Raw genomic sequence first — 14,213 nt, forward strand, 5'->3', positions numbered from 1 at the left:
TATTTCACTTAATGTATTTTCACTTTTCCTTGAGGATATTTTTCATATATCGGCTGGTTTTAGAAATCTAGGTTATTTCTTGAACCAGCCGATACAATGGGAGGGTAATGCGTTATATATACTCGCATTATTTCACGAAGTGTATATACCCGTGACGGTATCAGCGCTTCACCATAATTTATAGCGTTCTTTCTGAAGTGTTCGTCATAGAAGACGGTACGTGAGCGGGAGGGTCTGAGTAATCTGCCTTTCCCGCTTCTCTTCACGAGGGATTACCAAAGTGTCGACCCAAAAATAAAGATGGTGTCGCCCAATATTGTGTGAATATTTTCCCTCTCGAATGACTGCACTTTATGAAGAACGCCTGCACGATAAATAACACTAGATAAGGAGCCCGGCGTGGCTTTTGTGAATAAAACAATGCTCCATATCGATCATTCCGAATTGCACTCTTTGCAGCAGGAAACCTCGTGGGAGGCTCTACCCGAGGAAGCACGCACTCTCAGCATTGCGGCGGCTTTCTCTCTGCTCCGCCATTTTGAGCGCGCGCAGGATCGTGGCGAGAAGGTTTTCTTCCCCGATATGTACACCCCGGTTGGCGTGGACCTGGGTTTCAACATGACTCAGCGTTTCATTGCGGTCGGTGACAATGTCCTCTTCCGTGAGGCACTCAATAAGCTGATTGCGGCGCTGGTCAATGCTGATTATCTTGAGGTGTCCCTCAGCCAGTTGCATCCGGGCAACCTGCACTACACCCTCAGCGAGGCTGGCCGTGAGCTTTTGGGTACCCCGAAGGAACAGCAGGCGCAGGCTCTTCTGCCGGTTCTGCCTCTGCAGAGCGGCGTGTACCTGCACTATCTGAAGCAGTTCTACCCGGTTCTGCTCTCGCACATTACGGTGCGTGAGCTTCTGCCCATTGTCCTGAGCGTTACCCCGTCCTACCCTGCGGCGGCGCCCGTGAAGATTCGCGAGCTGGTGCTGCGTGAGTGCGGTTTCGTGCAGGGTTGGTACGGTCTGTCGTATCTGGAGCAGCGCATCGTGGAGCCGGTGATTGCTCAGGCGTTGAGCCTGCTGACCCGTGAGGGCTACCTGCGCACCAAGACCATTCACGAGCACACGGATTCTCCGCTGACTCTGTACTCGCTGTCGCCTTCGGCGAAGGAGCTCGTGGCACGATACGAGGAGACCGGCGTGCCGGCGAGCGAGCTGAGCTCCGTGCTGACGCTGGTGAAGGATGAGGGCGCATCCATTAAGGCTGAGGATATTGCCGCAACCGATGCCCTGCTGACCCATATGGGCGTTCTTCTGCTCGACACCCTCAACGACCATGGCGCCGATGTGGAGCTGAGCCTTCCGAGCCTGGAGCAGGTCTTTGACCGCGACGAGCGCATTCAGCAGGCGTCCTCGAACCCGTACTTTGTGCAGATTGACGCACAGGATTACCTCTACGATGTGCTGACCGCCCACCACTATCTCTCTGAGCGCGAGACCGTCTACTCGCTGGGTCCTGCTTTCGCGCCGGCTCTGGCGCAGATGGTTGAGCCGAGCGTTCAGAAGCTGGTGGCTTCGGCTCTGCTGGATCCTGCAGCGGTGGATGCTCTGCCGTACCCGCATCAGTTGCTGTACCCGATTCTGAAGCTCGTGGAGGAGAACCCGCGTATCTCCTACTACGACATCTACGATGAGTTGAAGCTCGCCCTGGATATCCCGTACCTGCAGGGTGAGATTGCTCCGCACCGTTATAAGCTGACCCCGCGTCTGCGTAACCGCTATTCGGTGGCGATGCACGTGCTGAAGGGCGAGCGCTACCTGAATGCTCTGCGTGAGGGTACCGGTCGTACTTCCCGCAAGAACCCGGAGCGTTACGAGCTGAGCGAGGCGGGTAAGGAGCTGCTCAAGCGATTCCCGGAGGGTGCTCCGGAGGCGGTGACCGCCCGCATGGCGCCGCTACCGCCGCAGTCGCTCAAGCACAAGCTGCCTCAGGATATTGCCGCTGAACTGCAGGCTCGTGAGGAGGCTCTTCAGGCTGCTAAGGAGGCGCGCGCGACGGAGCGTCAGGCTCGTCTGGCGGCTCGTGAGGGTGCTTCGCGTGAGCCGTTGGCTCCGGTGCCGGGTGCTTCTCCGGCGCTGTTGGCGCGTCCGGCTGGTTCGCCGGTAGCGGCTCCTACCCAGGCGACTACTGCCCAGGCACCCGCTGAGGTTCCGGCGGCACCGGTCGCTGCGGCTACCGCCCAGCCTGCCGTGCCCGCTCCTGCTGTTTCTGCGCCCGCTGTTTCTACACCCGCCGCGGCTCCTGCCCAGCCGGTTGTTTCCGCTCCGGCTGTTTCGGCTGCTGAGTCCTCGACCGCGCTGCAGGTGGCTGCCGCGCAGGTGCGTGAGGCTCTGAAGCGTTACCGTCAGGTCTTCCGCCGCGAGGCGCTGGCTCCGGCGCTGGCTCAGGTGTCTGAGGAGCGTTTCCGCAGCATTGGTTTCGATCTGTTCCTGATGCGCGGCTACACGGTGGAGGCTCTGGAGGCTCAGGGCGTAGATGGTGTGGCAACTCCCGCCACCGGTGAAAAAGAACGCGCATTCTACGTGCGTACTCTGCGCCCGGTAGCGAACGGTGTGCTGTCCGCGAGCGTTCAGCCGCAGGATATTACCGCGTTCTTCCTGGCGATTCACGCCCGCGGCGGTCAGCTCGGCACCTTCATCACGAACGCGGCGTTCAGCGATGAGGCGTACGACGAGTTCATCCGCTGCTCGACCAAGTACCCGAACATTCTGGTGGATTTGGTGTCCGGCGATGAGCTGCAGGACCGCCTCATTGCGCACCGCCTCGGCGTGGTCGAGAGCGCAAACGGTCTGCTGGAGCTGAACGGTGAATACTTCGCCGGCTAAGTCACCAGCTAGCAGCTTTTAGCCCATCTTGGGTATGCCCCGGTTTTCTCTCTCCTGCACGTTCAGGTGGGAGAAAGCCGGGGCATTTTCGCGCCTGCGCCCCGGTGAGTTGTCCACAGGTGAGCCCTTTTCCTCGTGTTCGGTGCCGCTCAGCCCGTAATATTGCCGGTTTAAGCGAGCTAAATCACCGAAAATCGTGGTTGGAGGCACACCCCTGCGTTAGGATATGAACATGAGCACTTACCAGGAACTTCCCAGCATCTACCGATTGAAGCGCTCGCTGACCGACGTCGATCAGATTGCTAACGAATACTTTGAAAAGGTCCTCGACCTGAACCCCGTCCATGCAACCGAGCTTGGTCGTAAGGGCGTAGAGACCCTGTACCCCGATTACTCGCCCGCCGGCGAGAAGGCTTTTGCGCGCCTTGCGAAGAAGACTTTGAAGAAGGTCGATAACGTCCTGCCTATTGATGACGTTGACCTGGTCACCCTGGATGCTCTGCAGGAGCGTCTGAGCCTGTACCGCAAGCAGTACAAGGCTGGTTTTGGCGGCTGGCAGCTGAACAATATTGCGTCCGTCCCGCAGGAAGTGCGCTCGGTCTTCGACCTGATGAAGCGCAACACCCAGCAGGATTGGGAGCATATTGTTGGGCGTATGCACCGCGTCACCGAGGCACTGGAGGGATACATCCAGACTCTTGAGGCGGCTCGTGAAGAGGGTAAGGTTGCCCCGCGCCGCCAGGTGGATATTGTCATTGAGCAGACCGCCGCGTACTACGCTCCCGGTGGTTTCTTTGATGATTTGGCGGCTGAGGTCGCCGAGGCTGTCCCCGCCCTGAAGGATGAGGCTGCCGCCGGTGCCGAGGCTGCGAAGGAAGGCTACCGCCGCCTCAACAGCTACCTGGTGGAGAAGCTGCAGCCGGTCGCTCCCTCCCGCGACGCTGTGGGCCGTAAGGCGTACAGCCTGCACTCCCGTTCGTTCCTGGGCACCACCATTGACCTGGACGAGACCTACGCCTGGGGCGTGAAGGAGCTGGAGAGCATTATTGCTCGTCAGCGTGAGGTTGCCGAGGAGATTGAGCCGGGCGCAAGCATTGAGCGTGCGAAGCAGCTGCTCGATGAGGATCCGGCACGTCAGCTGCACGGCACCGATGAGCTGAAGGCGTGGATGCAGAAGCTCGCCGACGCCGCGGTGGAGAACCTGGCGGATACTCACTTTGAAATTGGCGGCCCCATGCGCCGCATTGAGTGTTGCATTGCGCCCACGAACGAGGGTGGTATTTACTACACCGGCCCCTCCCCCGATTTCTCGCGTCCGGGCCGCATGTGGTGGTCGGTTCCCGAGGGTGAGGACACGTTCACTACCTGGCGTGAAACCTCCACCGTGTACCACGAGGGCGTTCCGGGTCACCACCTGCAGATTGCGATTGCTACGGCTCTGCAGGGCACCATGAACTCTTGGCGCACGAACATGCTGTGGGTGTCCGGTCACGGTGAGGGCTGGGCGCTGTACGCCGAGCGCCTCATGGAGGAGCTGGGCTACCTGAAGGATCCGGGTGACCGCATGGGCATGCTGAATGCTCAGCGTATGCGCGCCGCCCGCGTGGTCTTCGATATTGGTGTTCACTGCGAGATGCCGATTCCGGACGAGTGGGCTGAGCAGCTGGGCGTTGAGCCGGGCACCATCTGGACTTCTGAGCTGGGTTACGAGTTCTTGAAGCTGAACCTGGACGAGTCCGAGGGCCACCTGCGTTTCGAGTTCCTGCGTTACCTGGGTTGGCCGGGTCAGGCGCCGAGCTACAAGATTGGCGAGCGCCTCTGGCTGGAGCTGCGCGATCAGGCTGTGCGCCGCGGCGATGACATGCGTGCATTCCACACGCGTGCGCTTCTGCTCGGTTCGGTGGGTCTGGACACTCTGCGCCGCGCTCTGACCGATGAGATGATGCTCCCTCTGGACACTGAGGATGACGACGATGAGGACGATGACGAGTAGCCTCTAGTCTGCTCGCTCCTCGTCGAGTGGTTTTCTAGAGTCTCTGAACTGGAGTCCCTGAACTAGAGCCTTGAGATTAGGAACTCTATAGATGAAGCCCCCGCTTCAGCTTTATAGCTGAGGCGGGGGCTTCGCTGTGTTTTCGTGTCTTCTGAAGGCTATGTCTTCTGAAGTCCATGTCTTCTGGGGACTATATCTTCTGGGGGGCTATCCGAAGTTTGCGGCGCCGGGGTCGGTGGTGCCGAATCCCATGCCGGTGGAGTCGTTCAGGTCCACCAGGTGCGGGGCAAAGCGGCACCAGTAGTCGGTGAGCGCGCCATTCGATTCGCGGATGCCCACGCCTACGGTGCGTCCGTCGACCACCCACACGCCGAGGATGGGGTGGCTGACCGGGTTGATAATGCCTTCGTAGCGCGGTGCCGGAATGTACTCCTGGTAGATGAATTCGCTTTCGGGGGCGTTAGCGAAGAAGTCGTCGTCTTCGGGCTTGATGAAGACATCGTAGTCGGGCGCGTAGATTTCTACGCCGTCGCCTTCACGTCCGAAGAGGGGCTTGCGGACCCAGTTGCGCATGCCGCCGCGGTGACCCGCGTAGGTGGGTACGAGGTTCGGGTGGCCGGGGTACTTATCCCAGAGCGCGGCAAGCAGCAGCTTATTGGAGAGGAACATCTTCCACGCCGGCTCAATCCAGCGGTCCATGGCGCCGTGGTAGGCGAAGAGGAGCTTGTCGTAGCCTGCTTCGCTGTCGGTGACCAGGTCTTCCCAGGGGTAGAGCTTGAAGAGGTTGGTGATGGCGCGGCCGCGGGCGTCTTCCCAGCTCTTGGTCTCATCGTTGAAGATGACTTCGTCGATGGGAATCATATGGGTTTTGATGCCCGCCTGCTGTGCCGCGTAGGCGATGAGCCAGAGGTTGTTGTAGTCCTCGTTGTTCTCATCGATATCGGAGGGCACGTGTGCCAGGTGCAGTACAGGCTGCACGCCCGCGGTGATTTCGGGGGCGAAAATGTGGCGCCAACGGTTGGTGAAGGCTTCACCGATTTCACCCCAGTGGGCGTAGCCGCGGGTGTCGAGGCGCTGGTCTTTCGCCCAGGTTTTCTGGCTGACTGCCGCCTCCACAATGCCGGTGGGGGTGTCGGCGTTGTATTCGAGCAGCTTCATCGGGTCGCCGGGCACACCCGAGTAGGTGAAGTCGAAGCGGCCGTAGAAGTCGGCGTCGCGACGGTTCCAGGATTCTACGGCGAGGTTGAACGCCGCCTGGGGCAGACCGAGGGTGCCGAACGCACCGGAGGCGATGTACTCGACGGTTTCCAGGCACATGCGGTGCATTTCTTCCGCCTGGGCTCGCACAGAGTCCATTTCTTGCGGGCTAAAAATGTAGGCGGCGTATTCGTTCCAGTAGTGGTCGGTGTCGTGGGGGCCGTCCACGCTGTAGGTGAGGCCTTCCTCAATGATGACGTTCTCCCAGTCGGGTCGGCCGACGGGAAATTCTTCGCGGCGCATGAGGGGCTAGGCTCCTTCGAAGTAGTGAATGGAAAATAGTGAGGAAAATGCGGGCGGGACCGTTCAGTCCCTGCCCGCATTCAGTGTCATGGCTGATGGCTTAGCCGCCGGAGCGGCCGCCACCGGACTTCGAGCCGCCACCGAAACCGCCCTTGCTACCGGACTTCGAGGAAGAGCCAGACTTGGACGAGGAACCAGACTTCGAGGACGAACCCGACTTGGAGGTGTTCGACTTGCTGTAGGAGCCAGTGCTACCGCTATTGCTGGTGCCCTGCTTACCGCTGGAGACCGAGCCGGTGGTCTTGTTACGCACCGTGGAGGTCTTACCGGAGTTATTGGTGCTGGTCACCTTGCCGGAGGAGACGGTGGAGGACTTCTTCGCGGTGCGGTAGGAGTCTTCGAAGCCGCCACCCTTGGAAGACACGCCGCTGTAGACGGTGCCGTTGCTGGGGCGGGTGGTGCTGCCTCCGGAGAGCTTAGAGCCCACGGGGGGAATGTAGTGGGATCCGGAAGAATTCGCGGCGCTCTGGCGGCCCAGGTAGTACCAGAGGAACGCATTCGAATTACTGTGGGTGGTGGTCGACCCAGATGAGGTAGAACCGGAAGATCCGGAGGAACTAGAGGAACCCGAGGAGTTCGACGAGCCCGAGGAATCGCTACTGGACGAGTCGGTCGGCTCCTGAACGCCTGCCTTCTCACATTCGCTATCTTCCACGCGCAGGCCGGTCTTCGCGTCCTGGCAGACGCGGGCGTACTCTTCGCCCTGCGACAAGAACGCGTTCTCTTCCTGGTGCATGGAGTTGTAGGCGAAGATGCCACCGCCAACCAGCAGCACGCCAGCGCCAGCTACGGCAATCATCTTAGCGATGCCGGGGCGGGTTGCGCCCAGGTTCAGGGTCTGCTGGGCAGAAGTCTGTGCGGCGCGGGCAGCGAAGTTGGCGACTGCTTCCATGCGGTTGCCGGGCTTCTTCGGGCCGTTGGGGGTGGTGGTTCCGCCGGGGTATTGGGGAGCAGAACTCATGCATCTCTCCTTGAAAGGTGGTGCGTGGCGTATTGCTCAACGCGTACATGAAGCTGAGTGGGTACAGCATCATCCGGCGACTTTCGCCGGATTATCGGTGTAGTTCCAGCATATCAAGCCCTGGCTTTTGGATTATTAGCTGACGGCAAAATCTCAGCAAGCTTCGCCGCATGTTGCGCCGTTGTTTCCTTTCTGTTTGCTTTTGCGGTGACTGCCGGTTAACTATCAGCCGATTTAACCGCCATGGGGGGGGGACAGCTGCGGCACTGGTGGATGTGCTGGCAGATGCACTGTTGGCTGCGCTTGTTGGTTGTACCGCCGAAAGGTGCCGCCGGAAGATGCTGCTAAAGGTACCGCCAGAAGGTCACGATTCGTCACACATCCCCTACACTGCACCGGATTGAAACACTTCTTCACACAAACTCGCGCCGGAGTGCGCAAAAGTTTTAGAGTATGCCACATGTCTACACCGCATGCATCATCTCGTTCACGTCTGCCCAAGTGGGCTACTTCTTTTGGCAACCAAATCATTGCCTCCCTCATTCTGGGTATTGTTCTCGGCGCGCTCGCCCTCGCACTGGGCGGGGACGCGAAGAGCAACCCCAACTGGCTCATGGTGACTTTAGATACCATCGGCTCCTCCTACGTCACTCTGCTGAAGGCGGCTGTTGTTCCGCTGATTTTCACCGCCGTGGTCGCCTCCATCTCTAACCTGTCGCAGGTGACGAACGCGGCGCGTCTGGCAGTTAACACGCTCATCTGGTTTGCGATTACCGCATTCTTCGCGGTGCTCATTGGTATTGCAATGGGCCTCATTGTTCAGCCGGGCGTGGGCGCGCAGGTGCAGGGCAAGGCGTACACCGGCTCGACCGGTTCGTGGACTGCGTTCCTGACCGGTCTGATTCCGGTGAATTTCCTGGGTCTGGGCGTCAGCGCTAAGTCCGGTGATTCCGGTATCACCGCCTCGGCATCCTTCAACGTGCTGCAGATCCTGGTCATTTCCGGTGCGGTCGGCATTGCCGCCCTGAAGGTCGGCGAGGCCGCCAAGCCGTTCATTGACGTGGTCAAGAGCGCCCTGGCGATTATTCAGAAGATTCTGTGGTGGATCATTCGCCTGGCACCGCTGGGTACCGTGGGTCTGATTGCTAAGGCGGTGTTCGCGTACGGTTGGGCGTCGATGGGTTCGCTGGTCGCGTTCGTTATCGCCCTCTACATTGGCCTGCTGCTGGTCTTCCTCGTGGTCTACCCGATTATTGTTCGCGCGAACGGCCTGTCGGTCCGCCAGTACTTCTCGGGCGTGTGGCCGGCGCTCCAGCTGGGCTTCGTGTCCCGCTCTTCGATGGGTTCGATGCCGATGACCCAGACCGTTGCCGAACGCAACCTGGGTGTTCCCCGCGCCTACGCATCCTTCGCCGTTCCGCTGGGTGCGACCACTAAGATGGACGGCTGCGCTTCGGTTTACCCGGCTCTTGCCGCAATCTTCGTGGCTCAGTTCTACGGTATTCAGCTGGACTTCACCCAGTACCTGCTGATTGTGATGGTGTCCGTGCTCGGTTCGGCTGCGACCGCCGGTACGACCGGCGCTATCGTGATGCTGACCCTGACCCTGTCCACTCTGGGTCTGCCGCTGGACGGCGTGGGTCTGCTCCTGGCGATTGACCCGATCGTTGACATGGGTCGTACCGCTCTGAACGTTGCCGGTCAGGCGCTGGTTCCCGCGATTGTTGCTCGCCGCGAGGGCATCTTGGATGAGGAGCTCTACAACGCTCCCCGTTCGGAGGGCGGCTTCGTGGCTCAGGAATTCTACGATGAGCGCATTGCCGGTGAGGCGCAGCGACTTCACGAGGTGGAGGACAACACCGCCGCGGCACACCGCTAATCTGACGAAGGCTCACACACGCGGCGCTAGGCGGTACTGCCTAGCGCCGTGTAGCTTCTCCGCCACCCATGCCCCCAGCATGGGCGCACAGCACGGGCAAAATACATTTGTCAAACGTCATAAAAACGTCACGATTGATTCTTCTTTTCTTTAATTCTTGAGAAGAGTTATGATTTTGAACGGCGTGTTCCATCTCCTACGTGGTTGAGGGGGATGGGACACGCTCTTTTTATGCCTCCTAACCTTCCCACCCCAGCTTCCCATCAACCCTTAATCTGCACCCGAAGGTAAAACCCTGCCGCAACGTTCTAAAATAGAACCCATGACTACCAGCGCTTCACCGACCCGACTGATTCTTGCCTCCGCCTCCCCGGCGCGCCGCAAGCTCCTGGAAGACTCCCGCATCGCGTTCACGGTGCGCGTCTCCTCCGTAGATGAGGACGCCGCGCTCACCGCCGCCAACGAACAGGCGCGAGCGCAGGGACGTGCCGGGCTCACCCCGGCTGAGACCGCCTCCCTGCTGGCGCAGTTGAAAGCGCAGGCTGTTGCCGTCGAACTTGCCGCCGAGGGTGTGCGCGATGCGCTGGTTCTGGGGTGCGATTCGGTCTTCGAGTTTGAGGGTGTTGCCTACGGCAAGCCGCACACCGCCGAGACGGCGCGCGAGCGCATCAGCGCTATGAGCGGCAACTACGGTGTGTTGCATACCGGTCACGCGCTCGTGGATTTGCGTGGCATTGAGCCGGATGCCGAGCTGCCCGCTGCTTCTGAGCTACCCACTGTTTCTGAGCTACGCAGCGCTACCGTCCACTTTGATGAGCTCAGCCCCGAAGAGATTGAGGCGTACATTGCCACCGGCGAACCGCTCTGGGTAGCCGGTTCCTTTACCCTGGACGGCTACGGTTCGGCGTTTATTCGCGGTATTGAGGGTGAGTTCCACACGGTGGTGGGCCTGTCCATCCACGCGCTACGCGATATGTTGCGCCGCCGCGAGGTTGCGGTAACCGAGTTGTGGCTAGCGCCCCACAACGAGGATTAGATTCAGCGTAATCGTATAAATCTGTCTCAAAGCGCGCCCTGGAATACACATTATTGAACACCAATCGATAAGATAGAACAGTATGATGCGCGTTATATTCGCCAATCCTGCCGATGTATCCTTGGAGCAGGAGATTAAAGGAGAGCTTTAAGTGACTCAGCACCAGGCAGAAGCCGCCAAGAAATTTACTGCAGTCCCCGGCCGTCACACCGGCCCGGTCAGCAAGATTCTGATCGCTAACCGCGGTGAAATTGCTGTCCGCGTGATTCGTGCAGCCCGCGATGAGGGCCTGCAGACCGTCGCCGTCTACGCTGACCCCGACCGCGATTCCCAGCACGTGAAGCTTGCCGATGAAGCCTACGCTCTCGGCGGCGCCACCGCGGCACAGTCCTACCTGGTCATGGACAAGCTCATTGAGATTGCTCTCCGCTCCGGTGCTGACGCCGTGCATCCCGGCTACGGTTTCCTTTCTGAGAACGCGCAGTTCGCGCAGAAGTGCATTGACGCGGGTCTGACCTGGATTGGCCCCTCCCCCGAGTCCATTACCCAGCTGGGCGATAAGGTGGCAGCCCGCCACATCGCGCAGAAGGTGGGCGCTCCCCTGGTGCCCGGCACCAAGGACCCGGTCAAGTCCGCCGATGAGGTTGTTGCCTTCGCGGATGAGCACGGTCTGCCCATTGCGGTGAAGGCCGCATTTGGTGGCGGTGGCCGCGGCATTAAGGTGGCACGCGACCGCGAGAGCATTGTTGAGATGTACGAGTCCGCTGTTCGCGAGGCTACCGCGGCGTTCGGTCGCGGTGAGTGCTTCATCGAGCGTTTCTTGGATTCGCCCCGCCACGTTGAGACCCAGTGCCTGGCGGATGCACACGGCAATGTCGTGGTGGTTTCCACCCGTGACTGCTCCCTGCAGCGCCGCAACCAGAAGCTCGTTGAGGAGGCGCCCGCCCCCTACCTGAGCGATGAGCAGAACGAGCGTCTGTACGAGGCATCCCGCGCGATTCTGCGTGAGGCTGGCTACCAGGGTGCCGGCACCTGTGAGTTCCTGGTCGGCACCGACGGCACCATTTCCTTCCTTGAGGTGAATACTCGACTGCAGGTGGAGCACCCGGTCTCCGAGGAGATTTCCGGTCTGGACCTGGTACGCGAGCAGTTCCGTATTGCCCGCGGCGAGAAGATTGAGGAGAAGGACCCGGTTCTGCGCGGTCACTCCTTCGAGTTCCGTATTAATGGAGAGGATGCTGGCCGTTCCTTCATGCCCGCCCCCGGCACCATCGAGAAGATGACCGTGCCCACCGGCCCCGGTGTTCGCTGGGATTCCGGTTTCGTAGCTGGCGATGTTATCGGCGGTAACTTCGACTCCATGCTGGCTAAGCTCATTGTCACCGGCGCGAATCGTGAGCAGGCTCTACAGCGTGCCCGCCGTGCCCTGGCTGAGCTGACCATTGAGGGTATGCCCACCGTCATTCCGTTCCACCGCGTCGTGCTGGATGATCCCGCTTTCGCGCCGGCTGAGGGCGGCGAGTTCAAGGTGCACACCCGCTGGATTGAGACCGAGTTCAACAACACCATCCCCATGTACTCCGGCGCACCCGGTAGCGTGGGCTCCGATGAGGATGAGCGCACCACCGTGGTTGTCGAGGTCAACGGTAAGCGTATGGAGGTGTCCCTGCCTGATTTGGGTGGCGGCACTAAGCCTGCGGCTAAGCCCGCCTCCAAGACCCGCAAGTCTCGTTCGGCACGCGGCGCGGCAAAGGGTGGCGGCGACGAGCTGACCAGCCCCATGCAGGGCACCATCGTGAAGGTTGCGGCTTCTGACGGCGACACCGTTGCCGAGGGCGACCTGATTCTGGTGCTGGAGGCGATGAAGATGGAGCAGCCCATTACCGCGCACAAGGCGGGTAAGGTTTCGGGTCTGTCCGCTAAGGCCGGCGATACCGTCACCTCCGGTGCGGTGCTGGCGACCATCAAGTAACGCTTCGCCGCGATACCGCGGTCTCGCGAGCGCTATAGGCTACACAGATCCCCCGGAAGGGCACGAGGTCCCCTCTCGTATCTTTCCGGGGGATTTTCTGTGTCCGCCCTGTCTGTTTCTGCGCTCTTGCCTGTTTCTGTGGGGTTTTGAGCAACTACCTATTGCGATTACGTCCAAATAGTGGCTGTATTTGTTGGGTCTCTTCTGAACAGAGTTATAATGTTGCACTTTAGAGGGGCCTTTCAGATTCCTACGCCCACCGCACCCCACCCGGTGCGGTCGCGGCACCCGGCACGCGCCTACGGCACACCCGCCTCCCGCGCCAACCGGTGATGGAACACCTACCTCGGGCTCCATCTGTACACACAGTTCACCTTTTCGGGAGTTTTCCTCATGAGCACCTCTGCACCCGACACGAAAGCGTCCGCTGCATCGGTGAAGAATACGACTCCTCGCAGTCGAGTTATTCTTGCCTCGCTCGTTGGTACCACCATCGAGTTCTACGATTTCTACATTTACGCCACCGCAGCAGTGGCAGTGTTCCCCGTGCTGTTCTTCCCCTCGAAGGACGCAACCACCGAGCTTCTGGCATCCTTCGCAACCTTCGGCGTCGCCTTCATCGCGCGCCCCCTCGGTTCCGTGATCTTCGGTCACTTCGGCGACAAGATCGGCCGTAAGGCAACCCTCGTCGGTGCACTGCTCACTATGGGTCTGGCAACCTTCATCATCGGTCTGCTGCCCACCTACCACCAGATTGGTCTGTGGGCACCGGCCATGCTGACCATTATGCGTTTCTGCCAGGGCCTGGGCCTGGGCGGCGAATGGTCCGGTGCGGCACTGCTCGCCAGCGAATACGCTGAGGACGGCAAGCGTGCCCGCGCCGCCATGTGGCCGCAGCTCGGTGCCCCCATCGGCTTCGTGCTAGCCAACGGCTTCATGCTGCTGCTGACCAGCTGGATTTCCTTCAACTCCGCAACCGACGCTAAGAACTTTGATCACCCCTTCCTCATCTGGGGTTGGCGTATTCCGTTCCTGATGTCCATCGTGATGGTCGCTGTCGGCCTGTACGTGCGTTTCAAGCTGGAGGAGACCCCCGTCTTCGCCAAGGCTGCCGCTAACAACGAGAAGGTTAAGACCCCGCTCGTTGAGGCGTTCAAGGTTGCCTGGTGGCCCATGATTCAGGGTACCTTCATCATGGTGGCATGCTACGTACTGTTCTACCTGATGACCGCATGGGTTCTCTCTTACGGTATCGGCAAGGCGGATAAGGGCGGTCTGGCTATCCCCTACCGCGAGTTCCTCGTGATTCAGCTGATCTCTATTATCGGCTTCGCAATCTTCATCCCGATCTCGGGTTGGCTGGCTGATAAGTACGGCCGCCGCACCCAGCAGCTGTGGACCACCATCGCGATGGCAGTCTTCGGTCTGTGCTTCGGCCTGCTCATCTCCCCCTCCGTCGTTGGTACCGGCGCGAACGCGAATGTCGCAGTGGTCACCCTCTTCATCTTCATCGGTATGTGCCTGATGGGTCTGTCCTTCGGTTCCATGTCCGCATACTTGCCGGAGCTGTACCCCACCAACGTGCGTTACACCGCCAGCGGTATCGCCTACAACGTGGCGTCCATCCTCGGTGCGGCGCTGACCCCGTTCGTGGCAGTGTGGCTGAACTCCTCCTACGGTGTGGGCGCTGTGGGCGGCTACCTGGCATTCGCCTCGATCCTGAGCGTTATCTTCATCCTGCTCACTCACGAAACCCGTGACGTGGACATGAACGCTGTCAGCACCACGAAGTAAAACTTCGAACAGCTAACGTCTCTGACGGCAAAGCGGTGGGGGTCGCCTCCTGAATTCCTTAGATTCAGGAGGCGACCCCCACCGCTTTATTGTTTTCCGGGATACTGCGCCAGGCGTGCAACGCCCAGCTCAGCACCTCGT

The 14,213-nt window shown here is 60.1% G+C and carries 8 protein-coding genes; 6 read left to right on the plus strand and 2 right to left on the minus strand.

Annotation, left to right across the window (positions count from 1 at the left end):
• Positions 1 to 453: 453 nt before the first annotated feature.
• Together ACP3RB_RS06065 and ACP3RB_RS06070 are read left to right on the plus strand one after the other, a co-directional pair.
• Positions 454 to 2,877 (plus strand): restriction endonuclease, encoded by a 2,424-nt coding sequence (locus ACP3RB_RS06065; protein ID WP_426698805.1) that lies wholly within the window; start codon positions 454 to 456, stop codon positions 2,875 to 2,877.
• Between the two features lie 232 nt (positions 2,878 to 3,109).
• Positions 3,110 to 4,870, plus strand: coding sequence for a DUF885 domain-containing protein (locus tag ACP3RB_RS06070; RefSeq protein ID WP_049349990.1), 1,761 nt, complete (start codon positions 3,110 to 3,112; stop codon positions 4,868 to 4,870).
• 207 nt (positions 4,871 to 5,077) lie between these two features.
• Here the strand turns inward: ACP3RB_RS06070 and ACP3RB_RS06075 are convergent, their stop codons facing one another.
• Together ACP3RB_RS06075 and ACP3RB_RS06080 are read right to left on the minus strand one after the other, a co-directional pair.
• Positions 5,078 to 6,370 (minus strand): glutathionylspermidine synthase family protein, encoded by a 1,293-nt coding sequence (locus ACP3RB_RS06075; protein WP_426698806.1) that lies wholly within the window; start codon positions 6,368 to 6,370, stop codon positions 5,078 to 5,080.
• Between the two features lie 100 nt (positions 6,371 to 6,470).
• A complete protein-coding gene (locus tag ACP3RB_RS06080) occupies positions 6,471 to 7,391 on the minus strand; it encodes a hypothetical protein (RefSeq protein ID WP_426698807.1) in 921 nt (306 codons plus the stop codon).
• Between the two features lie 460 nt (positions 7,392 to 7,851).
• Here ACP3RB_RS06080 and ACP3RB_RS06085 point away from each other — a divergent pair, with 460 nt between their 5' ends.
• The 4 genes from ACP3RB_RS06085 to ACP3RB_RS06100 all read left to right on the plus strand — a co-directional run bounded on the left by ACP3RB_RS06085 (position 7,852) and on the right by ACP3RB_RS06100 (position 14,072).
• Positions 7,852 to 9,270 carry a dicarboxylate/amino acid:cation symporter gene (locus ACP3RB_RS06085; RefSeq protein WP_070644064.1) on the plus strand — a complete coding sequence of 473 codons (1,419 nt, stop codon included), beginning with the start codon at positions 7,852 to 7,854 and terminating at the stop codon, positions 9,268 to 9,270.
• Between the two features lie 322 nt (positions 9,271 to 9,592).
• A complete protein-coding gene (locus tag ACP3RB_RS06090; RefSeq protein WP_426698808.1) occupies positions 9,593 to 10,306 on the plus strand; it encodes a Maf family protein in 714 nt (237 codons plus the stop codon).
• Between the two features lie 151 nt (positions 10,307 to 10,457).
• Positions 10,458 to 12,278 (plus strand): acetyl/propionyl/methylcrotonyl-CoA carboxylase subunit alpha, encoded by a 1,821-nt coding sequence (locus ACP3RB_RS06095; protein WP_314683748.1) that lies wholly within the window; start codon positions 10,458 to 10,460, stop codon positions 12,276 to 12,278.
• Between the two features lie 393 nt (positions 12,279 to 12,671).
• Positions 12,672 to 14,072 carry an MFS transporter gene (locus ACP3RB_RS06100; protein ID WP_426698809.1) on the plus strand — a complete coding sequence of 467 codons (1,401 nt, stop codon included), beginning with the start codon at positions 12,672 to 12,674 and terminating at the stop codon, positions 14,070 to 14,072.
• The last annotated feature ends 141 nt before the right edge of the window (positions 14,073 to 14,213 follow it).

The sequence above is a fragment of the Rothia mucilaginosa genome (assembly GCF_049990865.1).
Classification (GTDB): domain Bacteria; phylum Actinomycetota; class Actinomycetes; order Actinomycetales; family Micrococcaceae; genus Rothia; species Rothia mucilaginosa_I.